Raw genomic sequence first — 26,580 nt, forward strand, 5'->3', positions numbered from 1 at the left:
CGATCTATTGGAGATCCACAGTCCGTTCTGAAGTGTGTCTATTCTTCTGTGTGGAGCTGTCTACTCCGAATCCTTTTGGCTCACACTATTCTTAGCATCCTTCGGGGATTTGCTTGATTGAATCAGCTTGGCTGGCTTGGATTCTCGCAGACTGCGAGCCCAACGGGAGATGCCTGTCGGCTGCTCTTCAGCTATCCCCCCATCCTGAAGCACCTGCACTCTCGGACGTGCTACTGGATCAGGAAGGTCATCGTCTACCTCCTGTCCATGTACCTTGATGCTCATGATGAGCCCCATACTAGCCATGTTAATAAGCAGCGAGGTACCCCCATAACTGACAAACGGAAGGGTAATCCCTGTCAGCGGCATAATACCAATAAATGCACCGATGTTCTCGAAAATCTGGTACAGCATCATCGCGACAATTCCGACAATCAAGAATGGTCCGGTGCGATCACGACACTCCAGAGCAATTAGAATGAGACGATGGATGAGTATAAAATAGAGTAGTAATAAGACCGATGAGCCTATAAATCCAAATTCTTCAGCTACCACTACAAAAATCGAATCCGAATACGTATAAGGTACCCGCCCGGACTGTACAGACGAGCCATTAAGGAAGCCCTCACCAAGCATGCCTCCGGACGCAATAGCACGCTTCGCATTATCCGTATGCCATTTCGCCGCAGCTGACGCTTCATCAGGCATGAGCCAAGGGTCCAAACGGTCAGTCCAGTGTGTCCGGTCAATACTCACCATGAAATTATAAATCTGTTCATGAAAGGTCATGTATGCCTTAATGCCTCCACCCACGACCACGGTGAAAATCACCAGGGCAATCATAGCGTGGGTAGATTTGATATTACCGATCCATAGCATGCCGATCAGAATAACGAGATACGCAAGTGCATTTCCGAGGTCATTCTGCGCCATAACAATTGCGAAAGGAATAAAGGTAATAAACCCGATCGGGAGTACGTCCCGAATAAAACGCAGCTCGCTATTCCTTTTTCGCATCAATACATACGACAAAAAGATGATGAGCGCTAGCTTGAAGAACTCCGCTGGTTGAAGGCTAAGTTCGCCAATTTTGAGCCAGCCCTGTGCGTTATTCAAATTTTGCCCGAAAAAGAAGACCAGCAGCAGCAGCAGAATGCCCCCACCATAGATGTAGAGTGCATTTTGAATAAATACACGAAAATCCACTATAGTGAGGCCCAGAATCGCTATGAACCCCAGTGCATAATAGATCAATGTCTTCTTATAGTCATTGCCATGGCCATTCCAATATTGGCCTGCACTATACTGTATGATTACACTAATGACCATCAGCAGCACCAGGATTACTATGATCGGCGTGTCAACTCTCTTAAATTTCTGAAACATGCTGTCCCCCTGAAGCTTATTGAGGATTGGCCATTCGCACAAAATGTGTAAAAGGCCACTCTCTGGATAATCCACCTTTATCATTGTAAAGGATCAGCGCTCAAAAAGAAAATACACCATGATGGCCTTCGATACTGGACTCCACCGAGATCATATGCAGCTTACCTACATGTGGCTCTAATGCCTGCCTTAGGGGCTAATCGGCCAGACCCAGTACATGACGCTCAATGCCAGCCAGATCTGGGACAACCACAATGCGGCTCCAGTGGCCTGCCTGCCTCAGCAATTCCGCGACAAGTGATGCCTGCCCCATACCCAGCTCAAAGCCAATCAGCCGAGGAGGTGCTTGCAGCAGAGACAGCTGCTGCATCATGATCCGGTAAGGAGCCAGTCCGTCTGGTCCGCCGTCCAGCGCAAGCCGCGGCTCATGAAGACTGACCTCAGGCTGCAAGCCTTCAATCTCCGCAGCCGGAATATAAGGTGGGTTCGACACCAGGATATCAACAACCTCTCCAGCAAATGGAGCCAGCAGGTCACCCTGTCTCATTGCCAGCTCTACACCGACAGCCGCAGCATTCAGCCGGGCTACAGCAAGCGCATCAGGGGACAGATCTCCCGCTAGCACCTGCCACCCTTTCCGCTCCGCTGCTATTGTAATAGCTATCGCTCCGCTACCCGTCCCGATATCCAACACCCGTGGGTTGCCACCCGGCCAGAGCTGATCACCATACTGAAGGATCGCTTCCACCAGTAGCTCCGTCTCTGGACGAGGAATGAGCACACTTGGCAATACCTTGAAGGGACGTCCATAGAACTCCTGCTCACCTATAATGTACTGAGCTGGCTCACCGGCTGCCTTTCGATTCACTACAGCTTCCCAATCCTGCTGCTTGCCAGCAGGAAAGGGCTGCCCCAGCTCTGCGTAGAAAGCAGCACCTTGCATATCCAATACATGCTCCAGCAGGAGACGTGCATTATGCTGTGGCTCTAATACACCTGCTTCTGCTAAAAAAGAAGAAGCCTCAGTCAAGGCTTCTCTGATGCTCCGTCCTGGCGACATCCGATAAGATTCACGTGTCAAAGCTTATACCTCTTGTTCCATGAGCTCAGCCTGCTCGGCAATCGTAAGCGCAGATACAATCTCATTAATCTCGCCATTCATGACCTGATCCAGCTTGTGCATGGTCAGACCGATGCGATGATCCGTGACACGACTCTGTGGGAAATTATAGGTACGAATACGCTCACTGCGATCTCCGGTACCCACCTTGCTCTTGCGCTCGCCAGCATACTTGGCTTCCTCTTCCTGACGCATCATATCGGAGATACGTGCACGCAAGACCTGAAGCGCCTTCTCCTTGTTGGAGTTCTGCGATTTCCCATCCTGACACGTAGCTACAATGCCAGTTGGCATATGCGTTACCCGCACAGCAGACTTCGTCGTATTAACAGACTGTCCACCAGCACCACTGGAGCAGAAGGTATCTACACGAATATCCTTATCCAGAATCTCGATATCCACTTCCTCTGCCTCAGGCATAACGGATACAGTGGATGTGGAGGTATGAATCCGTCCACCAGACTCTGTCGTTGGAATTCTTTGAACGCGGTGGGCACCGCTCTCGAATTTCAGCTTGCTATATGCGCCTCTGCCCGTAATCATGAAGATGACCTCTTTGAAGCCACCCAGATCATTCATATTAGCGTCCATCAGTTCCACACGCCAGCCTTGCGTATCTGCATAACGAGTGTACATCCGGTACAGATCCGCTGCGAACAGAGCAGCTTCGTCTCCTCCAGCCGCGCCACGAATTTCCACGATCACATTCTTATCATCGTTAGGATCCTTCGGCAGCATCAGAACGCGAATATGCTCATCCAGCTCCTTCTGCCGTGAGCTGAGCTCCTCGATCTCCATTTTGACCATCTCGCGCATCTCGTCATCAAGCTTCTCGCCCTGGAGCTGCTTCGCTGCATCCAGTTCTTCGCTAACGTTCTTATATTCAGTATATGCCTCGTAGGCTGGCTGCAGATCGGATTGCTCCTTCGAATATTCGCGCAGCTTCTTGCTATCATTTACTACATCCGGGTCACAGAGCAGCTCGCTGAGCTTCTCATAACGGTCGGCCAAAGCCTGTAATTTATCCAACATGATGGGTCACCTCACGTATCAATTTCAATTCAATTCGTTACATCTGCTATGTGCTCATATTTCATCTATAACTTCAATTCAAGCCGGAACTTAAGCCACATACATCCTGACTGCTTACTCAGAACATGAGTTACCTGGACAGAAGCTCTCACTTTAGTTCATACAATATATTCTTCAACCTATGCCTCGACATACTCTTTAACTTACATCTCGACGCCCAAGCTCGCTACAACGTCATCAAATCCTTTACTGAAAAGTAGAAATCAATAAGGTATACGACTCTTAATTATAGCATATTATCGAAGGCCTGAACAGTAACTATACCCACTGGATACCCAATAATATCTTGTCAACATGCTGTATGTTAATACAGGTCAGCACTTTAAATACTGTAGCCGAATACCACACACGGTAGGCGCTGTCGAGGACTACTCGTAAGAAGAACAACGCTTGCTTGCATATTAATATATCCGTCAGCTAAAAACAATCAGCAACGAACAAAGCCTGCCGTCTTCCTAAGAAGATCAGCAGGCTAATTACACAATTAAAGGCTTGCCCTGAATATCATTACTATGCTACTAGGTTATTCGATAATGCATTGCTTGATATTAGTGTATTGGTGTGTTCCTTGCTAATACAGGACTGTGCTAGCACACCTCTTATTACACGTTGAAACGGAAATGCATAACGTCGCCATCCTGCACGACATATTCTTTACCTTCCAGGCGAAGCTGTCCGCGTTCCTTGGCACCGTTCATAGAACCAGCCGCAACCAGATCGTCGTAGGATACCACCTCAGCACGAATGAAGCCACGTTCGAAATCCGTGTGGATCACTCCCGCTGCTCCTGGAGCCTTGGTTCCCTTGCGAATCGTCCAGGCGCGAACCTCTTGCACCCCAGCTGTGAAATACGTATACAATCCGAGAAGCTTGTACGCAGCCTTGATCAGCAGATTCAGACCAGAATCCTGAATACCCAGCTCCTCCAGGAACATCTGCTTGTCTTCGCCTTCCAGCTCAGAGATTTCTTCCTCAACCTTGGCACTGATTGGCACCACTTCAGCATTCTCAGCTGCAGCGAACTCCTTCACACGGTTCACATACGGATTGTTGGCAACATCAGCGATCTCATCCTCCGACACATTAGCCGCATACAGTACAGGCTTGAGCGTGAGCAGGTGCAGATCACGGACAATGAGACGCTCTTCGTCCGTCAGATCCACGCTACGGGCAGGCTTGTCCTCGTACAGAACAGCCTTCACCTTTTCCAATACCTCAACCTCTTGCACGTACTGCTTGTTGCCGCCCTTCATATTCTTCTTGGAGCGTTCAATACGCTTCTCGATGCTCTCGATATCGGCCAGAATCAGCTCCAGATTAATGGTCTGAATGTCGCTGACTGGATCAATCTTTCCATCCACGTGAGTAATGTTCTCGTCCTCAAAGCAGCGCACCACATGAACAATGGCGTCCACCTCACGGATGTGAGCCAGGAACTTGTTACCCAGACCCTCACCCTTGCTCGCACCGCGTACCAGACCAGCAATGTCTACGAATTCAAAGGCCGTTGGAACGGTCTTCTTCGGTTCAACCAGTTCAGTTAGCTTGTCCAGACGCTCATCCGGCACCTCTACAATGCCTACGTTCGGATCGATCGTACAGAACGGATAGTTAGCCGATTCTGCGCCAGCTTGTGTAATTGCATTAAACAATGTAGATTTGCCGACGTTAGGCAGGCCTACGATTCCAGCTTTCAAAGCCATGTATATGACAACTCCTATTTTCGGATAAATTTCAGGGGTGCCGCATGCACAGCGCATGCTTCCTCACACCCAACCAAGCACCAATTAGCAGATAACAGTCTAAATCATTATATATGAGAACATATACTCCAGCAACACCGGGCTTACAGCTCCTTGGACATTTGAATGTCCGTCACGACGTAGCCCCTTTTTTTGTACAGCTCGAAGGCACGGGTATTATGTCCGAATACATGCAGTCCGATTTTTCGTATCCCGCGATTGCGTGCTTCCTCATCGAGAGCCCGTAGCGTTTGCTTGGCGTAGCCTTGTCCTTGATAAGCATCCTCGATCCAGAACTCCAGGATGAACGCTTCTGGGCCCACGGGAGTATCGGTAATGTTGAACCAAATGATCCCGATCCCCTGCTCATCCCCCTGCTGCTCGCGAAGTGTTATCACATATAGATAAGCATCCGGAGTATCGAGTCCCTGTGGCAAATATGTATGAAGACTTTCCTCCGCAAGGCGTGGTGCTTCTTCCTCCGTCCACGTCCCTGCTTGCACTTTGTCAGCGGCATAATCCTGAATCAACCGCTTGATAAAGCGCTCATATTCCTCACCATTCATGCGACGGAGTTGGATATTGTCCTGTAGCCCGCGGGCCTTCTCCGTGGCTGTGCCCGTATCTGCCATATTCGCTTTCTTGCCCGACACTTCACTCGAAACCTCAATTGCAGCTTCATTCGTATCCTCATTTGTATTCTGATTCGTAGCCTTGCTCAAGTCTTTGTCCATCTCCCTATTCCATCCTCCTTATGCGTTCATATATTGCATTATGACTGCTCCCAAGTAATTTACAGGAAGGCTCAGCAAGTTAACCTGGGCTTAACCTCGGCATGATGATCCGTTGTTATGATGGTGTCATCAAGAGTCATTGTCATAGGAGGGATACCATGCGCCTGGCCTTGTTCACTGACACCTACGCTCCGGATACCAATGGGGTCGCTCGGACACTGCAACGCCTCAGTCAGCATCTGAATCTCAGAGGAATCGAACATTTGCTGTTCACTCCGCAATCCATCATTGAGGGTACCCATGCTGCTGCTGTGCGCACTGTCGCCAATGTCCCTTTCTTCCTTTATCCCGAGTGTCGTATAGCCTTGCCGAATAGACTAGCCATTCATGAAGAGCTGCGAGGCTTTCGTCCCGACCTGCTGCACTTGGCCACTCCGTTCAACATGGGTCTCCTCGGCCTGAAATACGCACTGAAGCATCAGCTTCCGCACGTCATCTCCTATCATACTCATTTTGACCGCTATCTCGAATATTACAAATTGAAAAGCATGATTCCTCTTTATTGGAAGTATATCAAATGGTTCCACAGAGCCTGTGATGCTACATTTACACCCTCTCTCGAAACTATGAATTCCCTGCAGCTACAAGGTATCCAACGTCTGAAGCTATGGTCGCGTGGCATTGACTGCGAGCTATATCATCCCGATCGACGCCATCAGCATATTCGGCAGCGTTACGGCATTACAGCTCCTCTGATTCTCCTCTACGTCGGGCGAATTGCCCACGAGAAGAATATCGACACCTTGATGCTCACGATGAAGCATCTGCCCGAGAGCATGCAAGCCCGCGTGCACTGGCTCATCGTCGGAGACGGGCCACTACTGCCCAAGCTGCGTCTACACGCTCCTGCGAACACAACATTCACTGGGTACCTTCATGGAGAGGAGCTTGCTGCCGTATATGCTTCGTCAGATATATTCGTATTCCCTTCCTGTACCGAGACGTTCGGGAACGTAGTGCTGGAGGCGATGGCTTCAGGTCTGCCTGTCATAGCTGCGAACGCAGGTGGGGTAAAGGATCTGGTCTCGCAGCATCGCAGCGGGATTCTACTCGAACCTAACAATGCCGAAGCACTTATTCGGGAATTATGTCTATGGGGAGATCATATGGACCAATTGAGGATGATGGGTCTCGAAGGAAGAAGGCTTGCACAGATGCGGTCGTGGAGGCATATTTTTGACGGGCTGATCACGGACTACGAGGAAGCCATACATTATCGGGGCCAGCCTGTGAGCCATCGAACGTTCACAGCATAATTCATGTATCTCAAAGGATCATTACACCTCAGGCTATCGCCACAGCCCGTACTGCTTCGATAGCCTGAAATGACGGCAAAATGGTCGAATATTTAAAGTCCTGGCCTGCTATGCTGCTACAGGTGTATTACAAGCGTATTTACAGGTCTATTATAGCGCTATTACTCCGTTATTGGTCCATGGTTGATCCGTTGTTGCCCTTGTTATAACTCGTACTACAGACCCCCTCGGCCTGCGCGTTGTCTAAGACGAGAGGTCCCTCTCAATTGCTCGATATCACGCACACCAATGCCGAACATCACTGTACGCAGCTCCAACTCCACTTGAGCCAATCGCTCGATCACCAGCTCTTCGGATTCTACTGCCGCCCCTAGGAGGGAGCGCCCAAATCCGGCCAGATCCGCACCGAGCGCGATCGCCTTAGCTGCATCGACTCCATTTCCCAGTCCACCACTACCGATCACTGCCCCCTGTTCGAGCTCCTGAACCTCCCTGATACAACTCGCCGTAGGGTTACCCCAATCAGCGAATGCCTCGGCGGCAGCCCGTTTGATCGGATCTGTATTACGGAACTTCTCCACCTGACTCCAGCTCGTCCCGCCTGCACCAGCTACATCGATGAATGATACGCCTACCGAGAAAAGTCTGGCAGCTGCGACGCCATCAATGCCCCAGCCTACTTCCTTAACTCCGACAGGGACCGTTAGCCTACTGCATACCTCCTCAATCCGGGAGAGCAGTCCGCTGAAGTTCGTGTTGCCCTCTGGCTGAAATACCTCCTGCAGGCTGTTCAAATGCAAGACCAGCATATCAGCCTCCGCCATATCCACAGCACGCTGGCACTGCTCTACACCAAAGCCGTAATTCAGCTGCACGGCGCCCAGGTTGGCGATGATCGGAATGCTCGGGGCCTGCTTTCGTACCTGAAAGGTATAAGCCAGCTCCTCTTTCTCCACAGCAGCGCGGATAGAGCCAAGTCCCAGTGCCCAGCCTCTGGCCTCTGCTGCTGCAGCAAGCCGCTGATTGATCTGTGCTGTGCCAGCACTCCCCCCTGTCATAGAGCTAATAAGGAGCGGCGCCTGCAACTGGTGTCCCAGAAAATAGCTTGCCAGCTGAATGTCATCAAAATCCACCTCAGGCAGCGGGTTATGCTTGAATACTAACTGCTCCAGCCCGCTGCTAATTCCTTCACCAGCTACATTTTCGCGGAGGCATAGCCGCACATGCTCCATTTTTCGCTCACCCGTTCGTACCGTTTCCTCCTGCGATTCCAGCAGTTCTTCCAACTGTCCTTCCGGTTGCTCCTCTATCTGGTCTTCCCTCTGCTCGTCGTGATCCGGTCGGCTCATGCGCTCACTCCCTCTCTGCACCTCTCATCGTCTGATATCTCAATGAACCACCCTGCGTTCGAGTGGGTTCATGGCATTCTCATGTTCATCATCTATCATTATATCCGATATCAGGGCATATCCGAATCCACTCATATTCGATTATTTGAATATACTTGTGGGATTGTTCACAGTTTTCATTATTCTGTATTGATTTATTGTATTGATTTATTTACCAAAAAAGGTTATTTTATAGACAGCTTAGCAATAAGCAAGTTCCTGACACGAAGGGAGATGTTTTTAATGGCAGCTACTTATATGGTGGTTCGGTCTTAAAACTGAATAGTTGGCGTACACAAAAGGCGGGAATTCCCCGTATTATTTGGTATGCCATCCAAAGTAACCTTTCGTGAATATTGCTGTTTGCAGGATACGATGAAGGTCGTATCTTTTTTGCGTCCTGATGCCGCGCGACAGCAGCTTCTTTAGAGGCTGCTTGTCCGTGGCATTTTTGCGTCCAAAAACAACATTAAAGGAGCTAATAAACAACCATGATTGATTTCAAAACTTATGGCTACACAGAAATAGAAGCAATTCCCGACGGATTATTGCCCGGTAGGGTGACAGAGCTTCGACGCGAGCGCTTCACGGTCATGACTGGAATGGGCGAAGTAAAAGCGGTGCTCAAAGGAACGTTCTACCATAGCTCGGCGACGCGCATTGACTTTCCGTGCGTCGGTGATTTTGTCCTACTGCACCACAACGAGAGTGGAGATTCTCTCATCGTTACGGTACTACCCCGCCGCTCCAAGTTCTCACGCGCGGATTACTCAGGGCATGCCGCAAGCTTTGCCAGAACCGTGTTGGAGCAAGTCGTTGCAACCAACTTTGACTATGTGTTTATTCTTTCTTCTCTGAATGGGGACTTCAACGTTGCCCGCATCATGAGGTACCTGACACAAGCCAGACAGAGTGGCGGCCAACCCGTCATCATTCTGACCAAGGCTGATCTCGTGGAGGAAATAAATGTCCCACTAGCAGAAATCGCACAAAGTATCCCTGATGTACCAGTTCACGCGATCTGCAGTCACACAGGCATGGGGCTGAACGAGTTGAGTCCCTACTTGATGCCTGGTAACACAGTCGTCTTTCTCGGCATGTCCGGCGTAGGCAAATCCTCTCTGCTCAATGCATTAATAGAACAGGACGTAATGAAGGTTCAGGCGATCCGGGAGGGCGATAGCCGGGGGCGTCATACGACAACACACCGTCAGCTGTTTTTACTCCCCTCTGGTGCAATGGTCATCGATACGCCAGGTATGCGTGAGCTTGGGCTGTTTGCCGCTGACGAAGGTATACGAGCAAGCTTTACCGATGTTGAAAAATGGTTCTCTCAATGCCGATTCTCGGATTGCCGCCATCAGGCCGAGCCAGGCTGTGCCGTGCTCGCCGCGCTTGCTGACGGTTCGTTGCCTCATGGACGGTGGGAGCAATATGTTGCTCAGCGACATGAGAGCAAGTATGTCAATGACAAAACAAGCTACCTCATCGACAAGAGAGCTCGAGACAAGACAATCGCTATGCTGAACAAGCAAACGAAGAAGAGCGGAGGGCGGAAGAAATGAATATTAAATTCGAGACGCTAATCTATGTCTTAGGCCAACGGTTCAAGAAGGATATCTCATCAGCAGATTACCAAACCGTCCCTTTGCAGGGCGGAACTGTGGGAGATGTGCACCTGGTAACAGGTAGCGCCGAAGCTGCGGATGGCGAAAAATTGACGTACCAGATCGTACTGAAAACTCAGAAGAAATGGGCACGCTACGGCGATCCGGGTTCATGGCGCCGTGAATATGATCTCTATATATCCGATCTGGGATCGTTGTTCTCGGCTGCTTTTCGCTGGCCGACCTGCTATCACGCCAAGATGAATGCTGAAGAAGATGAATGCCAGCTGTGGCTGGAATATATCGATGGCGTAACAGGCTCGAACTTAACCGGTGACATGTATGAACAGCTCGCGCGGGAGCTAGGTCGCTATCAAGGCAAGCTGTATGCCGAGCAACCTCCTGTGTTGCAGAGCCTGACCAATCTGAGCAATGCTGATCTTATGAAGAATACGTATCTGCATTACCGGTCATGGCCAGTTGTCTACAATTATATACGCTCAGAGAGCTGCGAACTCCCTCAGCACGTCCGGCAAATGCTCATCGACATTGATGAGCACGCAGACGAAATATTCGCTCGCATCGAACAATTACCCCTCGTGCTCTGCCACCGGGATTTCTGGGTGACCAATCTGTTCTATACTGATGGGAACATCGCGGTCATTGACTGGGATACATCCGGATGGGGCTACCTTGGCGAAGATCTCGCAAGCCTGATTGCCGATGAAGCAGATATCGACCACATGGTAGAATACTATCAGCGATGTGTCCCTGCGTATTATAAAGGCTTCTCGGAGTATGCGGATGGAGCCTCTATCGCCGATCATTGCGTCTATGAGATGATCCTGCTCGTATTTGGATACAGGCTGGTGGAAGGATATATCCATACAGACGACGATGACGAGAAGACTAACCTTGTCCGTACGCTTCAAAATATCTATAAAATGAAGGATAGCTCTGTGCAGGGCTGACCCTTAAAAAAAGAACTCCGAAAATCCTTCTATGTAATGGGTTTTCGGAGTTTCTTTCATACTCCCATTAGAGTATTGCCGAGGCTTGCTCATGGTGTCCTAGAAGACACGGAACATTCCAGTCGGTGGATCAACAGTGGAATGTACACACATTTAAGTTCTCTCCTGCAAAATACGCTCAGCCACCAACTGGCCAGATAAGGCAACAATGGGTGTCCCGCCTCCGGGATGTGTCGTCCCCCCGACATACCACAGCCCCTCTACATCACGACTTCTGTTCCCGGGTCTTGCGAAGGTCTGTCGGACTGAATTGGAGGAAATGCCATAGATCGCTCCCCGATGTGCATAAGTATCAGCCGCGAGCTGCTCCGGGGTATAGCTCAGCAGCACATCAGCATGCTCTAAGCCGTCGATTCCACATGCCGCCAGTCTGCGTAGCAGTCGAGCTCGATAGGCCTCTGCCTCCTGCTCCCAGTTCCAATGTGCTGATACATACGGGGCATTGGTCAGTAGGAATAAGTTACTCCCGTCTGGAGGTGCAAGTCCGGCCTCGGAGTAGCCCGAATAGCAGATATATATGGTAGGGTCCACTGGCGGCTGCTTCTGGACAAATATGGACTCAAATTCCTGCTCATAGTTCTCCGGGAAGAAGACCGTATGATGGCGCAGCAGCTCATATTGCCTGTGAATCCCCGCTAACGTCACGAAGCCAGACAACGAGGGCTCATATCCGGCAATGCTGGCATTGCTCATTGATGGTCGCTCTGACGGGGCCAACAGCCTTGAATTTACAGATAGTACATCTCCGTTCGCAATGACCAGCGAGGAAGGGCAGAAGCCGGCTGTCGTCTCGACGCCCTGTATTTTGCCATTTCTGACCACAATTCGCTTCACCTCGGTTCCGGTCATAATCTCTACCCCACACTCCATAGCCAGCTGCTCCAGCCCGTCGACCAGTGCGGAGGTCCCACCCCGTACACCATACACGCCAAGGTCTCCCTCCAGATGGGCCATCATGGCGAAGATCGACGGCGACTGATAGGGGGATGAGCCCACATAGGTGGCATATCTTCCGAACATCGCAAGCGTATGAGGATGGCTAAAATATCGGCGCAGCAGCTTGTGCAGGGTCAGCCACGGACGTACCCGAAGCAAGCCGCGAAGCATCCCCATATTCAGCTTGTCACGTGGCCCTAACAGCAGCTTATGTAAGAAACGTGCGTCCGCCTCCCGATACAGCGCTGCCGCCTCTTGCATGAAGGCATCATAGCGCCGTGCATCGGCAGTACTGTAAGACGCAATCTGCTCCTTCATCCACACCCGGTCCTTGCTGAGGTCCACAATCGTCCCATCCGCGAATATATTTCGCGTGCGCGGCTCCAGTTCATACAGCTCACAGTAATCCTCCAGCCTTGCACCTGCCGAAGCAAATACTGCACGGAAGGCATCAGGCATCGTTATCGTGCTCGGACCGCGATCAAAATGATACCCCTCCAGCTCCACACGCTGCAGCTTGCCGCCCACTCGTGGCTGCTTCTCCAGCAGCTTCACAGGGACACCTCCAGCTGCAAGTCTGATGGCACACGACAATCCACCGATGCCACCACCGATGACGATAGCTCCCGCAGACTTTCCAGACATAACTCCGTCTCTCATGAATACCATCTACCTTTCCAGTAATAGCCCTTGCCCGAAGCAGCTCCATACCAGGATCGTATGGCGATCAGCAACAACCCGACAATGGATAGCGGCAAGAACGCCGCATGCCATAAAGGCTGGCCTCCTGCAGCTCTGTCAGCTGTTCGTTTGATCGCCATTCCCAGAAGAACAGCAGCAAGGGACACGCCAGCCAGAGTCGATTCCCCTAAGACCACAGCCCCTCCCAGTATTAGCACAGGGATTAGATACATTGCGCTGTAGCTTAGAATTAACAGGACCAGCAGCCAGGGCTGCCTGCCAATTCCGTCATATACATTTTTGGTGAAGCCATTCCATACCTCTGCAGCATTACAGTACATCCGCATATGAACATGAGTGAACACTGAAGCAAGCGTAACCGGATGCCCGGCTCGCTTGACTGCACGGGCGAGACTCATATCGTCCACCATCGCAGCCCGGATAGCCTCGTGTCCACCTGCTGCCGAATAGCTGTCCCTGTGAATTAGCAGGAAAGCTCCCATAGCTGCAACGAACAATGGTGAGCGCGAATGCTTGATCAGGACTATGGGAAGGTGGCAAATAATCGTGAACATCATCATTGGCACAATCAGTCTCTCCAGCCAGGTCATCGTCACTTGACGCGGAAAGCCTGTGATCAAACCCTTGCCTTGATCCATTGCTGTCCGCAGAGCAGCTTGCAGAGCATCCGGCGCAAGACGCACGTCCGCATCCATAAATAACAGCCAAGTGCCCTGTGCCGCAGTCGCTAGTTGATGACAGGCATAAGATTTGCCAAGCCAGCCCTTAGGAGGCTCTGCTCCCTGAAGCATGCGAATGCTTAGCGATGAATCGTCCACACTTGCTGTAGCCTGGCGGGCAATGCATTCCTTTACAAGCGCAGCAGTAGCATCCTCCGACCTGTCATTCAAGATAAGTAGCTCCAGTGTGATTCCTTGACGATCGCATGACAGTACATGCTCCAGACAAGCCTGAATATGGGTCTCTTCATTTCGGGCGGGAATCAGAATGGATAATACAGGCTTCCCAGAGGGCTCTCTAGCCTCGAATCTAAGGCTGTCTGCATTCAAGCCATCCGACTGCCCCAGTACAGGTAGGACAGATGCATTCCAGAGGGAAAATCCCCATTGCAGGAGCAGAGCACAGCCTATGACCAGCAGGATGACCATGCACCCCTCTACTAGCGGTTCCATGGTATCACCTTAGCTCTGCATTTGCTGTATACCTCACTGATGGATTGACCCATTGGAAGCAATTGAATGTAATTCGGGTCCGACTCTGTCACAGCACCCAGCGACTGAACGAATTCATGTCGATGCCGATCCAACTGCCTCTGTAACACAGATTGCAGCAGGTCAACACTTTCCCGGCTCGTCATGCTCCTCCATGTATCGTTCGGAGGGTACAGCCCTTCACCGAAGCGAAGAGTGACCTCTGGACGATCATGCTGAAGCAGCCCATGATAGGCGGTGACGGGCACCACAAGTGTACGCGGAGCCTGCTGCAGAATTACAGCAACCCCCCGCTTGAACTCCAGCGGTCCGGCATCCGCATGCGTGATTGTACCTTGTGGATAGATCAGTACACGGTGGCCTTTGTTCAACAGCCCAGCCGTATATTTGAAGCTTGATCGAATATCGGACACCCCTTCACGATCAATTGAATACGCACCGAGCCGCCGAAAAAAACGAAAGGAGGATAACTGTCGTTCCTCCATCATGACATAATATTGCGCCCAATCTGCATGGGACAAACACTGGATAGCATGATAGAACCATAGGCCATCCCACCAGGAACTATGGTTCATTATATAGAGTACAGGTCTGCTACCAGCAATATCTGGATCGGGCGATCCTGCGGCCGCTACCGAGCGGAAGGCGCGTCGTAGTAAATACCACTCGTTATATCGGCGGAAGATCTTGTGGAACACTCGTGATTTAGCGGCGGCGATCATATCTTTCTACTCCCTTCCGCGAGCAACATACCGAGCACCATCACCAACCCGCACCACCACAAGCCTGCCTGAAGCCCAAGGACGCCGAACATCAGCAATATCAGCTGATACAGTCTCACGGCGCGTAGGTCTCGACGAGCATCTAGCTGCAAGGCTGGCAGTATCAGTGAGAGCAGCCCACCTACAATGAACCAGGCTGCAAAATTACTGAGGGGTACCCCATAGAACCCGCCTACCTCCTCCCAAGACCAGAAGCCCCGCAGATGGGCCACGGGATCAAGCACCAGATCCAGAAGCACTGCCCAGACTGCGGTAAGCAAGGCTCTAATCCATAGATTAGAACGGCCCCCTGGAAGTCTGCTCGCCAGAAGCGCCCCACTACATACCACGCCAATCCAGGCAAAGCCCAGCGTCACAGGAACGCAGAACAGATGCCAGCCCAGAATACGTGAATATTCATATTGACCGAATGGCCAGCCTGTATGAACCCCCAGCCATTCGACGGACATTCCTCCAGTCCAGATCACGGCCGCTGCAAGCCAGGTATGACCTCTTCGCCACCATTTGACTGACTGGTCGGACAGTGTGAACACCAGAGATAGCGCATAAAGGCCGTAGAATACGAGAAACAATCCATTTGAAAATTGTAGTACATCCGGTACACCAATCGTCCACAGCAACAATGTGCCTATGGCATACCATGCCCAAAAAACGATATGAATCATCTCAGGACACCGCCGTTGAAGCGGCCTCCATGACATGCGCATCATATTGCGCCAGGATGAGTCCGAACATCATATGCTTATCCTCGTCACTGACGAAGGCCCGCTTCGTGTACACATCATAATCGTTATCCTCAATGGCATTGAGAATGGAAGCGTAGAAGGTGGCAGCCAGTTCTACAGCCATGCCGCTAGCTGGCGGGTATGACTCTACATCTGCGAGTCCCTTCTGGAACCAGTTCAATGCAATCTCCTTCAATTCACCGAGCATCGCTTTGAAGTCAGAGTTGATCTCACCACGCAGCCATGCCGCCTCCGAGTAACCATGCTTCTGCATAAGCTCCAGCGGAATATAGCGGCGTCCGCGGTCACGATCCTCCCCTACGTCACGCATGATATTGACGATCTGCATCGCCTTGCCCAGCCGGATTCCCGCTTCAACAGCAGCTTCACTACGATCCTCTCGCAGCACAGGCAGTAGCATCTCTCCGACTGTACCGGCTACCAGATAGCAGTAATCCTCCAATTGCTCCATCGAATCATAGTGCGTCACAGACAGATCACGCAATTGACCATCCATCTGCGACAGGAACGGCTGCTGATCCAGCTGCGGGAAGGTCACGAACAGCCAGCGAAGTGCAGGCCAGATAAAGTGTCCTTCTGCTCGGTCCAGCTGCATAAAATGCCCTCTTAGCTCATAAATGGAATATGGTGAGCGCTCCGGCTCATCTACACTATCATCAATCATCCGGCAAAAGGCATAAATCACATACACGGCTTCTTTACGTGGCGAGGGTAGCCCGCTAAATGCGTGATAAAAAGACGAAGAGCCCTTGCGAATCATCTGTTCACATGAATGAAATACGGATTCCAGCATCTTCTCCGGGTGTGTCATTATTCCAACTCCTTTATCAGTTGATTAACGGCCATTCTGGCCCCTTGCATGACGATCGGTACGCCTCCGCCTGGATGGACAGATGCCCCCGCAGCAGCCAAGCGCCGAATGGGAAATGGTCGCGGCTGCGGTCTGTAGACACCAGACTGCCATAATACCGGGGCGATACCGAAGCTGCCTCCACCATAGAGTCCATCGCGTTCTGCCTCCAGTGGCGTACGAATCTTCAGCCATTTCACGGACTGTCTCAGACCGTCAAAGCCTCTCTCCTCTGCGCTTGCAATGACCCGTTCAGCCAATGCTTCCGCTCCTTCCTCCCAGAACATATCTGTGCTGTTCGGGACAGGAATCAGGAAATATAGTACACTCTCCCCGGCAGGAGCCGCATTCGAATCGAGGGCTGCGGGATTAAACACATAGAACGACGGATCTTCCGGCAGCTGCGAATGGCGGAACACCTGCTTCAGATTGTCCTGAAGACTCTGCGGCAGGAAAAATTGATGGGTCAGCATCTTCTCCCAGCGTCGATTCGCGCCAACATACAGCAAGACACAGCCAGAAGATGGACGGAACCTTCTCTTTGCCGGCATTGTCCCGGCATCAAGTAGATTGTGAATATTCGGAAAGTCGCCATTGTACAGCACACCATCATAGGCTTCCGTCTCTGACCCACTGGTCAGTCCACGGCATACGCCATCCACTACAGATAGACTTTGCACCTCTGTATGGAGTCGGAACGTGACGCCTCTCCTCTTCAATTCATCACCTAGAATAGCTGGCAATGAAGCATATCCACCCTCTAGCATCCATACACCGTACGCATGCTCCGCATAGGGCAGAAGAGAGTAAATACCAGGTGTCGAGAAAGGCGCCCCTCCAATGTATAGACTTTGGAGAGAATAGGCATCCTTCAGCTGTTCGGTACGGAAATAGTCACCGATTACACCACGCATGCTCTTGTAGGCCTTCAACTTGCGCAGTAAGGATAGTCGTTCACGCGTAAAGAATGAGCGATAGCTCGGGAAATCCTGTTCGAGTATGGAAGCACGACCGGCTGGAAATAGCTCTGACATATCTGCCATGAATCGTCGAAAGCCAGCGGCCTCTCCTGGAAATATCCGTTCCAGCTCTTCTGCCTGCTGCTCCGTGTCTCTATACTTGGTCATGATTCGCCCATCGGCATAGTGGATGCGATAGAGTGGATCACAAGGTATAAAACGAAGTCTTTCGCGACTCATACCCGCTTGCTCCAGGATCTCGTGAATAACCTCAGGCAACAACACAATCGTAGGCCCTTGATCAATCTGGTAGTGACCATCCGATTCATAGGCAATTCGGCCCCCAAGACGATCAGACCGCTCATACACGGTAACCTCGTAGCCTCTATGACTTAGCAACAATGCACTGGTCAATCCGCCAATGCCTGATCCAACAACCGCTATACGTTTGCTCATAGGCTATGCCTCGTATCTGCTGCACTGTGCATGACGGTAGTGCGATGTCTATGACGCTGATCCTCGCGATCGATCAGATCCACGCTAATACGGGCAGACTCGAAGATGGTCGGCAGGCCGCTTCCCGGATGCGTACCCCCTCCAGCCAGCCATACTCCCTCAACTTCCTCGAATCGGTTGTGTGGCCGAAGTGCCATCATTTGTCCCAGATTATGCGCGAGGTTGAAGGTTGCTCCTTTATAGACATCCAGCTCGTTCTGCCACTCCAGCGGGGTCATATGATGGGCCACCTCGATCCGAGTCCGAAGATCGGCGAGCGCAGGAATGCGTTCCAGTCGAGCTAGCAGCTTTTCCAATACAGCGTCCCGTTCCCGGTCCCAGTCTACATCCGCTCCGAGATTCGGTACGGGCATCAATACATAGAGTGAAGACTTGCCAGCAGGAGCCAGCGTCGGGTCGAGCAGTGATGGATTGTGCACATAGATCGAAGGATCTTCCGAGAGCCGCATATGCTTGGTAATGTCATCGACATTCTGGCGGTAGTCCTCTGCAAAATGAACCGAATGGTGGGGAAGATCCACCGTGCCTTTAATGCCCAGATACAGCATTACGGTCGAGAGTGAGAATTTCTTGCGTTCCATATGAGCTGGCGTGTACTTCCTCAGTACTCCAGGAGCGAACAGCTTCGTTACCGCCGTACCAAAATCAGCATTCACGACAACATGATCGGCCTCCACTCGCTCTCCATTGTCCAGGATCAACCCGGTTGCTCTACCCCGCTCTACTGTGACCTCACGGACCCCGCAACTGGTATGGATAACCCCTCCATACTCCTGAATGACCTTAGCCATAGCATCAAAGAGTGCATGCACCCCCCCAATCGGGTGATAGAGACCATAACGGTGCTCCATGAAGGACAAGATGGTGAAGGTACCCGGACATTCCCATGGTGACATCCCCAAATATTTCGACTGAAAGGTGAAGGCCCAGCGAAGACGCTCATCCGTGAAGTATTTGGACAGCCGTCCGTAGACTGTATCGAGCGCATGCAACCTCGGCAGAGCACGCAGCAGATCTGATCGCAGATAGTCGGTCCAGCTCGTGAAAGGTCTTCTTAGCAAAGGCGAGACACGGTCGAACTTCAACTGCTCCTCATGCATGAACCGCCTGTAGCCTTCCCCGTTACCCGGGAACAGCTTCTCAATCTGTGCGACAGTCTGCTCCAGATCAGATGACGGTGTGAATACGGTATTTCCGAAATGCAAAGCATACAGAGGGTCGAGTCTCTTCAAATCCACATAATCATGGACAGAGCGCCCGGCTGCTTCAAACAGCTCTTCCAATAAGGATGGCATCATCAAAAAAGTGGCTCCGCGGTCAAAGCGGTATTCCCCCAGCTCCAGCCGGGAGGAACGACCACCGATGCGCGGCTGCTTCTCATACACATCAACATGATATCCTTTGGCGGCCAACAGCATGGCAGCGGCGAGGCCTCCCGGACCTGCGCCAATCACCGAGGCACGTGTTGTGGAGTGATCCTTGCTCATCGCGTACTCCCTTCGCATTACAAGCTTTTTATAATGATTATTAAACAGCTCGAACGGATTCAACTCCGTTCTGTATAAAATAAGTATACAAACCTTATACAATCATAATACGAATTTTATACAGAAATGAAAAGAGAATAATTTTAACTATTTATCAAATGTTCACAAGTCAGATATCAGATATCTGAGAATTTCGTGCCAAACCATTCCTGCCAGTCATCAGGATGCTGCTTCACGATCCACTGCGGGTAGCGGGGTGCTGTCGCTTGTTCATAGCCTTTGCCCCCTAGAATAAAGTCAAGAGAGGGATGCTGCTTGTGCAGCTGCTGAACCATCTGATCCGCCTGTACGACACGCTCTGCTCCGGTTACAGACATGCAGATGAGTTCGACGTGCTGATCCGAGATCAACGCCCGTAGTCCATCGAGTGGTGTATTCGCACCCAGGTAGAGTACGTCTACTCCCTTCTTGCGAAGAAACAGGGCGAACTGAAGCAGCCCCACCTGATGGTGCTCGCCCTCTGGACAGATGGCCAGCGCCTTTGGATAGCGAGTGTTAACCGGGAACAGATAGAAGAATTGATAGAAACGCTGCGAGATGAGCTGGGTAATAAAATGCTCCTGAGCCACTGTCGCCTTGCCCTGCTCCCAATCGTCTCCGACCCGAATGAGAATGGTAGATAGCACTCTGTAGAACATGGCATCATAGCCATGCATCGTGAATCCCATATCAATCATAGAGTGCCCCTGCGCCGCATCGAACCGAAGCAGTACCTGGTAGATCCGCTCTGCGAGATCACTATAGGAGTCCTGGGCCATGTGCTCCATGGCTGGGTGAAGGCTCTCGCTCTGCTGCTTGCGCGATTTCAGCTGCTTAACAGCCTGAGAGATGGGAGCGTCATGAGTCTCTACCTGCTCCTTGAGCCACCGCAGGTCGTTGACATCCTCTATGCTATAAGTGCGGTATCCGGTCTCGGTTCGCTGCGGCTGCACCGCTCCGTATCTATTCTCCCAAGCGCGAAGTGTGACGGAGGGAATACCCAGCATGGCAGACACCTGTCGAATCGTGTACATCCTGTTCACCACTTTCAATCATTTCAAGAAGAAAATTTACACGGTCCTCTTTGCTCTTGTGTAAAAAATGAGCTGGGCTTCCGAACAGATTACTCCGTATCAGGACATCAGCCTTCGCACGAAAAGGAACCTTATACAAACAATATACGGCGATTATACACCTGCAAAATCCGAATGTCGATCCATTTGCTGTGCGTCACTCTGACACGGATGGCGTTAAATAGGAGCATGAAGGAAGGGGGATGGAACGCACATGCAATCTTCACAACTAAAGGCAGGCTCCTTTAAGAATCAAGCAGGAAAGTTCGTTCGCAAGCATCCCGTAGTATGCATTCTGGTGGGACTATGCCTATGGCTAGGGGCTGTGATGCTGTACCAGACGAATAAGCCGTTGCCTGCGGGGATCTCTTACGAGAGTGAACTATACCATACGGACGACATCCGCTTCTGGACAGACCTGACCTATCCCTCGGCAGAAGGCCAGCTCACGCAGGAGGCACAGATAACAGACCGGATATTGCAGATCGTCGATGAAGCCGAGCAATTTCTCGTCATTGATATGTTCTTATTCAACGGCTATACGCATAGCGATCAACACTTCCCGTTAGTAAGCACTCAGCTTACGAAAGCTCTGATCGATAAAAAAACAGAACGCCCACAAATGGACATTCTGTTCATTACAGACGAGATTAATACGAACTATCATTCGGGTCCTAATCCACTGCTGACCCGTATGCAGCAGGCAGGGATTCGTGTCGTACAGACGAATGTCGATCCCCTGCGAGATTCTACGCCGCTCTATTCCGCCGTCTGGCGTACCTTTTTTCAATGGTTCGGTCAGCAGGGCACAGGGTGGTTGCCCAACCTAATGGCAGATGAGGGGCCTAATATGACGGCCAGATCTTACCTTAAGCTACTAAATGTGAAGGCTAACCATCGCAAGGTGGTTGCCAGCGAGAAGAGCGCCTTAATTTCCTCAGGCAACGTCCATGACGCAAGCGCCTATCATTCGAATATGGCACTGGAGGTAAGCGGCCCCATCATCGCAGAGATCATAGAGAGTGAGCAAGCTGTGCTGCGCCTATCCGGTGAGTCTCCTTTTCCAGACGTTCAATCACAGCTACAGCAGATGACCTCCCCCGATCAGGGCTTGTACCAGATGAAGTATCTGACCGAGGGGAAGGTCTATCAGGAAGTATTACGAATGATTCAGGAAACGAATAAAGGAGATACCATTCACATGGGCATGTTTTATCTGGCGGATAGGGCGGTCTTGAAATCACTGCTGGAAGCTGATCGTCGCGGCGTCAAGGTGCAGCTGCTGCTGGACCCAAATGAAAATGCCTTCGGACAGGAGAAGGTTGGTATCCCGAACCGCCCTGTGGCTGATGAACTCCATGAACAATCGAACGGCAGCATCCAGATCCGATGGTACAACACCACATTCGAGCAGTATCATACAAAAATGATGTACATCGCCAAGGCTGAGGGCCCGCACCTGATCATCGGAGGCTCCACTAATTTCACCAAGCGGAATCTGAAGGATCTGAACCTGGAGAATGAGCTATGGGTAGCTGCTCCTGGCGATAGTCCTCTGGCCGTGCAGGTTCGTGATTATTTCGACCGTATCTGGAATAACCGTGATGCTGAGTACAGTCTTGCCCTTGAAGCCTATCTGGAGGATACGGTGTTCCTCAAGGATATCGTGTATCATTTGCAGAATATACTGGGCTTTACCACGTTCTAGTGTTCTATAGGGTCTAGCTGTCTTCCTTGGCAGTTACAGCAGCGGAGATAGTAGCCTGGCAGCGGATTCCAGTACGCGCTTGGTAATGCGCTTGTTCATGAACTCCTCATGGACGATCTCCTTCGTGTACTTGAGATCCCGTTCATAATCGTACACAATGCGGCGGACACTTTCCGTATTGACCAGCAGAGCATTGACCTCGAAATTCAAATGGAAGCTGCGCATGTCCATATTGGCTGTGCCGATCGTAGCCATCTCCCCATCAATAATGAGGAGCTTGGAATGGAGAAATCCGCGTTCATATTCGTAGATCTTCGCCCCTACCTCCAGTAAGGACGGAAAATACGAGTGTGATGCCAGGAAGGGCAGCCACTTATCAGGCTTGGCCGGGAATAGAAGCCTGACATCCAGGCCAGATAGAGCAGCCGTGCGCAGTGCAGTCAATATATCCTGATCCGGTATGAAATACGGCGTGGCGATCCATACAGACTTGCGGGCTGACGTAATCATGGCGAAAAATATATTCTTCAGTGCCCGTCGCTCGTTATCCGGGCCGCTGGCAATAATCTGAATGGCCCCATCCCCGCGATGCTCCATATCAGGAGACAGGTACTCTGGCTCCAGAATCTTCTGATCGGTCATATGCAGCCAATCCTGCAGGAAAATAATCTGCAGGGTGCGCACAGCTTCACCTTTGACGATCATATGTGTATCGCGCCAGAAACCATATGCCTTGTTACGACTAAGGTACTCGTCCCCTACATTCAGACCGCCAATGAAGCCTGTAGTACCGTCGATCACTACAATTTTACGGTGATTCCGATAATTGACCCGACTGGAGAAGAAGAGAATCTTGGCTCCTCCATAGGCCACGACCTCAATACCCGCCTGCTTCATTTCCCGCAGGAATGCCTTCGATAACTGGATGCTGCCGACGGCATCGTACATGAACCGTACTTTCACACCCTCCTTGGCCTTTGCAATCAGAATCTGCTGAATGCTAGTCCCGATATCATCATCACGGAAAATATAATATTCCATATGGATATGGTGCTCGGCCTTCTGCAGCTCCTCCAGGAGCGTCGAGAAGGTCTCTTCACCATTGGTGAGCACCCGTGTCTCGGAGTTAAAGGATACCGGCGAGCGGGCCAGACGCCGTGACAGCTGGAGCAGCTGGCGCTGATTCTGGCTGAACCGTGTCAGCTCCTGCTCCTTACGCAATGCATAGTTATCGATTCGCTCATAGGCCTCCTGATCCAGGAGCGCCTTTTTATTGTATTTACGACGCTTGAATACATTTTGCCCGAACAAGAAATACAGTGGAAGTCCTACAATCGGCAGTAACGCTAGCAGAAGAATCCATGACATCGTCGTCGACGGATTACGGTTCTCCATGAAGATAATCAAGCTAATCGAGATTACTGACAAGGTGGAGAAAATACTGATGATTGTCCCTTCATTAGTACCGATAAAGCCAAACAGACCGAAATAATAGCTTACAAAAATAACGGCTGCAATCAAGATTGCCAGTAGACCGCGTCTCATACTCATCCTCACTTCCGGTTGAAGGTCCGGTCCATTCGTGGCCTGTCCCTGCAGCACTACACCGGGGCATCCCCGGCACTGCGGAACAGCCGACTCCTGCTGCTCATGGCACAGGTTGACCAACTTATATTGTACATGAATTAACGGGCACTTCCCAAGAAGGGTAGCATATTTTTTTTCATCCCGGATTCCTTTATGATTGATTTCTTTAAAATGGATAGCTTTATTATTTATTTTTTTATCGTTAGCTGGGCACATAAGCTGTTCACCACCCACCTTGACATCTAACATATAACGTGAGATAGTTACCTAACGATCGTTAGGGAGGTTCAAAATGACTCGTCTTCACACTATCAGGGATGCAGCATTATCCCAATTTGCCGAGCATGGCTATGAAGGCACTTCCCTTAGCGGGATCGCAGGTGCCGTCGGCATCAAGACCCCTTCTCTGTATGCCCATTATGCCAGCAAGGATGATCTTTTTCTCCAGGTGGTGCAGCATGCATTTCGTCTTGAGGAACGGCGAATTGTCAGCTATTTCTCGTCACATGCACACAAGACGCTGGAAGAGGTACTGTATGGCTTTTTTGCCTGGATCGAGGGGGAATATCACAATTGCAGCACAGCCAAGTTTGTATTAAGAATGTCTTTCTTTCCTCCGGTGAATCTCACACAGCAGGTGATGGCTGTAGTGATTCCCTTTTATGCGAAGATGGAAAGACTACTTCAGTCCTACATGCTTCAGGCTGATGCCTCGCAGAAGTTGCTGCGCACATCCCCGGCCCAGGCAGCCTTAGCATTCACAACGATGGTCGATGGGACGATCGTAGATCTTTTATACGATGAGGGAAGAGCTTATAGACGACGTGTCGAGGCCGTATGGCCGATTATGTGGCACGGAATGAGCATTGGAGAGGAGTAACACAGATATGAGACGTGGCTGGATATATATATTTACAGGAGGTTGTCTGGAGATTGTCTGGGTATCCGGGCTTAAGCATGCTTCTACCCTTCTGGAGTGGCTTGTGACCGCAGTAGCGCTTGCTACCAGCTTTTATCTCATTTTACAGGCAGCTCGGAGGCTGCCGATCGGAACCGTCTATGCGGTATTTACCGGCTTGGGGACGGCAGGCACCGTGATGGCTGAGATGGTCATCTTCGGAGAGCCGTTCAGTTGGCCGAAGGTACTGCTGACACTGCTGCTCCTATCCGGTATTATTGGCCTCAAGCTAGTTACAGACAGTGATTCAGTCAGTAGACAAGGGGGGACGGCGTGATGGCATGGCTTGCATTATTGATTGCTGGTTGCGCGGAGATTACAGGTGTTATAGGCATGAAAGGCATTACGATGCGTAAAGGCTGGACCTCATATCTACTCATGGCTGGATCGTTCGCAATAAGCTTCTCACTACTAACCTACGCTATGCAGACGATCTCTATGGGAACAGCTTATGCTGTGTGGACCGGGATTGGCACGGTGGGCAGTGCCGTTGTAGGTATGCTGCTATTCGGCGAACCTAGTGAACGCAGACGGATTATTTTTATAGCGATGGTATTGTGCGGGGCTGTCGGGCTAAAGCTGGTATCCTGATCCCTTCACGATAGCAAAACCCAGCTCTGAGGAGGCTCGATTTGAGGATGATTACTACCGTAACTTTGAATGCAGCGATCGACAAAATTTTTACGCTTCCAGGCTTCGCGTTGAACAAAGCACACAGAGTGCAGGACCCGATCACCGTTCCTGGGGGAAAAGGAATCAACGTCGCTCGAGTGCTGCGCTGCCTGAACCAGCCTGTCACGGCTACGGGCCTAATTGCGGGTCACAACGGACGGCTATTGCTGGACGGTCTTCATCAGGAGGGCGTACCTGCTGACTTCATAGATATAGGTCACGGTGAGACACGGCTGGCGATTACCATGCTCGATCCGCTAACGGGAACTCAGACGGAATGCATTGAGGAAGGACCCCCTGTCGAAGACAAGCACCTCATCTCTCTGCGTAACAAAGTACAGCTGCTGGCGGCGCGCTCATCCTGGGTTATCTTCTCAGGAAGTCTGCCCGCAGGCTGTCCTGTCGATCTGTATGCCGAGCTATGCCAGTTAGCCAAGTCACAGGGAGCCAAGGTAGCTCTCGATACCAGTGGTGAGGCCCTGCTTGCAGGACTAGAGGGGCTACCTGATCTTGTGAAGCCAAATGAGGAAGAGGCTGTCCGCTATGCAGGAGCTGTGTCGAGCGGTAGGGAGCATCTACAGACGGCTGCTCTCAGACTTACAGAGGCTGGTGCAGGAATGGTTGTGATCTCCATGGGTGGAAGAGGAGCAGTGGCAGCCCATGCTGGCCGACTATACGAGGTCTCGCTGCCTCCACTCTCCATCGTTAGCCCGCTAGGTAGTGGGGATGCTATGGTCGCCGGACTGGTAACAGCCCAGTTGCAGCAACGAAGTACACTGGAGGTACTACGCTATGGTGCAGCCTGCGGTACTGCCGCAGCCATGCATGCGATGGCAGGCTTTGTAGAATTAGACACCGTAAATGACTTGTTCTCTGACATTCAGGCTACGATTACTATAGCTACATAGGGTGACTTATCTACATAGATTGACTTAGCT

At 51.1% G+C, this 26,580-nt stretch carries 23 protein-coding genes; 8 read left to right on the forward strand and 15 right to left on the reverse strand.

Going from position 1 to position 26,580, the window contains the following annotated elements; genetic code table 11:
• Positions 1-60 precede the first annotated feature (60 nt).
• The 5 genes from MKX74_RS25550 to MKX74_RS25570 all read right to left on the reverse strand — a co-directional run bounded on the left by MKX74_RS25550 (position 61) and on the right by MKX74_RS25570 (position 6,074).
• On the reverse strand, positions 61-1,386 hold the full coding sequence (locus MKX74_RS25550; protein WP_018884130.1) for an FtsW/RodA/SpoVE family cell cycle protein: 1,326 nt from the start codon (positions 1,384-1,386) through the stop codon (positions 61-63).
• Between the two features lie 196 nt (positions 1,387-1,582).
• Positions 1,583-2,446 carry a peptide chain release factor N(5)-glutamine methyltransferase gene (gene prmC / locus MKX74_RS25555; RefSeq protein ID WP_445667336.1) on the reverse strand — a complete coding sequence of 288 codons (864 nt, stop codon included), beginning with the start codon at positions 2,444-2,446 and terminating at the stop codon, positions 1,583-1,585.
• A gap of 24 nt (positions 2,447-2,470) precedes the next feature.
• Positions 2,471-3,538, reverse strand: a complete 1,068-nt coding sequence (gene prfA, locus MKX74_RS25560) for a peptide chain release factor 1 (protein ID WP_018884128.1) — start codon at positions 3,536-3,538, stop codon at positions 2,471-2,473.
• A 662-nt stretch (positions 3,539-4,200) separates the two neighbouring features.
• Entirely contained in the window at positions 4,201-5,301 is a 1,101-nt protein-coding gene (ychF, locus tag MKX74_RS25565; protein WP_018884127.1) for a redox-regulated ATPase YchF, read from the reverse strand.
• A gap of 143 nt (positions 5,302-5,444) precedes the next feature.
• Positions 5,445-6,074: a GNAT family N-acetyltransferase gene (locus tag MKX74_RS25570; RefSeq protein WP_341180180.1), complete on the reverse strand. Its 630-nt coding sequence runs from the start codon at positions 6,072-6,074 to the stop codon at positions 5,445-5,447.
• Between the two features lie 158 nt (positions 6,075-6,232).
• Here MKX74_RS25570 and MKX74_RS25575 point away from each other — a divergent pair, with 158 nt between their 5' ends.
• Complete coding sequence (locus MKX74_RS25575; protein ID WP_341180181.1) at positions 6,233-7,390, forward strand: glycosyltransferase family 4 protein; 1,158 nt, start codon at positions 6,233-6,235, stop codon at positions 7,388-7,390.
• 215 nt (positions 7,391-7,605) lie between these two features.
• Here MKX74_RS25575 and fni read toward each other — a convergent pair whose 3' ends face one another.
• Positions 7,606-8,739 (reverse strand): type 2 isopentenyl-diphosphate Delta-isomerase, encoded by a 1,134-nt coding sequence (fni, locus tag MKX74_RS25580; RefSeq protein WP_341180182.1) that lies wholly within the window; start codon positions 8,737-8,739, stop codon positions 7,606-7,608.
• A gap of 530 nt (positions 8,740-9,269) precedes the next feature.
• Between fni and rsgA the strand changes: the two genes are divergently transcribed.
• Both rsgA and MKX74_RS25590 read left to right on the forward strand, forming a co-directional pair.
• Positions 9,270-10,343 carry a ribosome small subunit-dependent GTPase A gene (gene rsgA, locus MKX74_RS25585; RefSeq protein WP_341180183.1) on the forward strand — a complete coding sequence of 358 codons (1,074 nt, stop codon included), beginning with the start codon at positions 9,270-9,272 and terminating at the stop codon, positions 10,341-10,343.
• Positions 10,340-11,356 (forward strand): aminoglycoside phosphotransferase family protein, encoded by a 1,017-nt coding sequence (locus MKX74_RS25590; RefSeq protein WP_341180184.1) that lies wholly within the window; start codon positions 10,340-10,342, stop codon positions 11,354-11,356. Before rsgA ends, MKX74_RS25590 begins: the two co-directional genes overlap by 4 nt.
• A 153-nt stretch (positions 11,357-11,509) precedes the next feature.
• Here MKX74_RS25590 and MKX74_RS25595 read toward each other — a convergent pair whose 3' ends face one another.
• From MKX74_RS25595 to MKX74_RS25630, 8 genes are all read right to left on the reverse strand, one after another.
• A complete protein-coding gene (locus tag MKX74_RS25595; protein ID WP_341180185.1) occupies positions 11,510-13,021 on the reverse strand; it encodes a phytoene desaturase family protein in 1,512 nt (503 codons plus the stop codon).
• On the reverse strand, positions 13,009-14,226 hold the full coding sequence (locus MKX74_RS25600; RefSeq protein ID WP_341180186.1) for a glycosyltransferase: 1,218 nt from the start codon (positions 14,224-14,226) through the stop codon (positions 13,009-13,011). Before MKX74_RS25600 ends, MKX74_RS25595 begins: the two co-directional genes overlap by 13 nt.
• A complete protein-coding gene (locus MKX74_RS25605; protein ID WP_341180187.1) occupies positions 14,214-14,987 on the reverse strand; it encodes a lysophospholipid acyltransferase family protein in 774 nt (257 codons plus the stop codon). Before MKX74_RS25605 ends, MKX74_RS25600 begins: the two co-directional genes overlap by 13 nt.
• Positions 14,984-15,712, reverse strand: a complete 729-nt coding sequence (locus MKX74_RS25610) for a carotenoid biosynthesis protein (RefSeq protein ID WP_341180188.1) — start codon at positions 15,710-15,712, stop codon at positions 14,984-14,986. The genes MKX74_RS25605 and MKX74_RS25610 overlap by 4 nt, the downstream gene beginning before the upstream one ends.
• A 1-nt stretch (position 15,713) precedes the next feature.
• A complete protein-coding gene (locus MKX74_RS25615) occupies positions 15,714-16,604 on the reverse strand; it encodes a phytoene/squalene synthase family protein (RefSeq protein WP_341180189.1) in 891 nt (296 codons plus the stop codon).
• A complete protein-coding gene (locus tag MKX74_RS25620; protein ID WP_341180190.1) occupies positions 16,604-18,058 on the reverse strand; it encodes a phytoene desaturase family protein in 1,455 nt (484 codons plus the stop codon). Before MKX74_RS25620 ends, MKX74_RS25615 begins: the two co-directional genes overlap by 1 nt.
• Positions 18,055-19,605: a phytoene desaturase family protein gene (locus tag MKX74_RS25625; protein WP_341180191.1), complete on the reverse strand. Its 1,551-nt coding sequence runs from the start codon at positions 19,603-19,605 to the stop codon at positions 18,055-18,057. Before MKX74_RS25625 ends, MKX74_RS25620 begins: the two co-directional genes overlap by 4 nt.
• A 176-nt stretch (positions 19,606-19,781) precedes the next feature.
• Positions 19,782-20,678: a MerR family transcriptional regulator gene (locus MKX74_RS25630; protein WP_341180192.1), complete on the reverse strand. Its 897-nt coding sequence runs from the start codon at positions 20,676-20,678 to the stop codon at positions 19,782-19,784.
• A gap of 253 nt (positions 20,679-20,931) precedes the next feature.
• On the opposite strand from MKX74_RS25630, the gene MKX74_RS25635 reads away from it, so the two are divergent.
• Positions 20,932-22,425 (forward strand): phospholipase D family protein, encoded by a 1,494-nt coding sequence (locus MKX74_RS25635; protein WP_341180193.1) that lies wholly within the window; start codon positions 20,932-20,934, stop codon positions 22,423-22,425.
• 33 nt (positions 22,426-22,458) lie between these two features.
• On the opposite strand, the gene cls is transcribed toward MKX74_RS25635, so the two are convergent.
• Positions 22,459-23,970, reverse strand: a complete 1,512-nt coding sequence (gene cls / locus MKX74_RS25640) for a cardiolipin synthase (protein ID WP_341180660.1) — start codon at positions 23,968-23,970, stop codon at positions 22,459-22,461.
• A 334-nt stretch (positions 23,971-24,304) separates the two neighbouring features.
• Between cls and MKX74_RS25645 the strand changes: the two genes are divergently transcribed.
• From MKX74_RS25645 to MKX74_RS25660, 4 genes are read left to right on the forward strand one after another with little or no spacing between them, the layout of a single operon-like run.
• A complete protein-coding gene (locus tag MKX74_RS25645) occupies positions 24,305-24,892 on the forward strand; it encodes a TetR/AcrR family transcriptional regulator (RefSeq protein ID WP_018884110.1) in 588 nt (195 codons plus the stop codon).
• Positions 24,893-24,899: 7 nt separating this feature from the next.
• Complete coding sequence (locus MKX74_RS25650; RefSeq protein ID WP_341180194.1) at positions 24,900-25,247, forward strand: DMT family transporter; 348 nt, start codon at positions 24,900-24,902, stop codon at positions 25,245-25,247.
• A complete protein-coding gene (locus tag MKX74_RS25655) occupies positions 25,247-25,561 on the forward strand; it encodes a DMT family transporter (RefSeq protein ID WP_018884108.1) in 315 nt (104 codons plus the stop codon). Before MKX74_RS25650 ends, MKX74_RS25655 begins: the two co-directional genes overlap by 1 nt.
• A gap of 47 nt (positions 25,562-25,608) precedes the next feature.
• Positions 25,609-26,550, forward strand: a complete 942-nt coding sequence (locus MKX74_RS25660) for a 1-phosphofructokinase family hexose kinase (RefSeq protein WP_341180195.1) — start codon at positions 25,609-25,611, stop codon at positions 26,548-26,550.
• Positions 26,551-26,580: the final 30 nt, after the last annotated feature.

Source organism: Paenibacillus sp. FSL K6-1230, assembly GCF_038002385.1.
In the GTDB taxonomy this organism is placed as follows: domain Bacteria; phylum Bacillota; class Bacilli; order Paenibacillales; family Paenibacillaceae; genus Paenibacillus; species Paenibacillus massiliensis.

Bases quoted from the DNA above. Each gene is read 5' to 3' on its own strand.
- MKX74_RS25550 (WP_018884130.1), bottom strand. From the start codon at position 1,386: ATGTTTCAGAAATTTAAGAGAGTTGACACGCCGATCATAGTAATCCTG.
- prmC (WP_445667336.1), bottom strand. From the start codon at position 2,446: ATGTCGCCAGGACGGAGCATCAGAGAAGCCTTGACTGAGGCTTCTTCT.
- prfA (WP_018884128.1), bottom strand. From the start codon at position 3,538: ATGTTGGATAAATTACAGGCTTTGGCCGACCGTTATGAGAAGCTCAGC.
- ychF (WP_018884127.1), bottom strand. From the start codon at position 5,301: ATGGCTTTGAAAGCTGGAATCGTAGGCCTGCCTAACGTCGGCAAATCT.
- MKX74_RS25570 (WP_341180180.1), bottom strand. From the start codon at position 6,074: ATGGACAAAGACTTGAGCAAGGCTACGAATCAGAATACAAATGAGGAT.
- MKX74_RS25575 (WP_341180181.1), top strand. From the start codon at position 6,233: ATGCGCCTGGCCTTGTTCACTGACACCTACGCTCCGGATACCAATGGG.
- fni (WP_341180182.1), bottom strand. From the start codon at position 8,739: ATGAGCCGACCGGATCACGACGAGCAGAGGGAAGACCAGATAGAGGAG.
- rsgA (WP_341180183.1), top strand. From the start codon at position 9,270: ATGATTGATTTCAAAACTTATGGCTACACAGAAATAGAAGCAATTCCC.
- MKX74_RS25590 (WP_341180184.1), top strand. From the start codon at position 10,340: ATGAATATTAAATTCGAGACGCTAATCTATGTCTTAGGCCAACGGTTC.
- MKX74_RS25595 (WP_341180185.1), bottom strand. From the start codon at position 13,021: ATGGTATTCATGAGAGACGGAGTTATGTCTGGAAAGTCTGCGGGAGCT.
- MKX74_RS25600 (WP_341180186.1), bottom strand. From the start codon at position 14,226: ATGGAACCGCTAGTAGAGGGGTGCATGGTCATCCTGCTGGTCATAGGC.
- MKX74_RS25605 (WP_341180187.1), bottom strand. From the start codon at position 14,987: ATGATCGCCGCCGCTAAATCACGAGTGTTCCACAAGATCTTCCGCCGA.
- MKX74_RS25610 (WP_341180188.1), bottom strand. From the start codon at position 15,712: ATGATTCATATCGTTTTTTGGGCATGGTATGCCATAGGCACATTGTTG.
- MKX74_RS25615 (WP_341180189.1), bottom strand. From the start codon at position 16,604: ATGACACACCCGGAGAAGATGCTGGAATCCGTATTTCATTCATGTGAA.
- MKX74_RS25620 (WP_341180190.1), bottom strand. From the start codon at position 18,058: ATGAGCAAACGTATAGCGGTTGTTGGATCAGGCATTGGCGGATTGACC.
- MKX74_RS25625 (WP_341180191.1), bottom strand. From the start codon at position 19,605: ATGAGCAAGGATCACTCCACAACACGTGCCTCGGTGATTGGCGCAGGT.
- MKX74_RS25630 (WP_341180192.1), bottom strand. From the start codon at position 20,678: ATGTACACGATTCGACAGGTGTCTGCCATGCTGGGTATTCCCTCCGTC.
- MKX74_RS25635 (WP_341180193.1), top strand. From the start codon at position 20,932: ATGCAATCTTCACAACTAAAGGCAGGCTCCTTTAAGAATCAAGCAGGA.
- cls (WP_341180660.1), bottom strand. From the start codon at position 23,970: ATGAGACGCGGTCTACTGGCAATCTTGATTGCAGCCGTTATTTTTGTA.
- MKX74_RS25645 (WP_018884110.1), top strand. From the start codon at position 24,305: ATGACTCGTCTTCACACTATCAGGGATGCAGCATTATCCCAATTTGCC.
- MKX74_RS25650 (WP_341180194.1), top strand. From the start codon at position 24,900: ATGAGACGTGGCTGGATATATATATTTACAGGAGGTTGTCTGGAGATT.
- MKX74_RS25655 (WP_018884108.1), top strand. From the start codon at position 25,247: ATGGCATGGCTTGCATTATTGATTGCTGGTTGCGCGGAGATTACAGGT.
- MKX74_RS25660 (WP_341180195.1), top strand. From the start codon at position 25,609: ATGATTACTACCGTAACTTTGAATGCAGCGATCGACAAAATTTTTACG.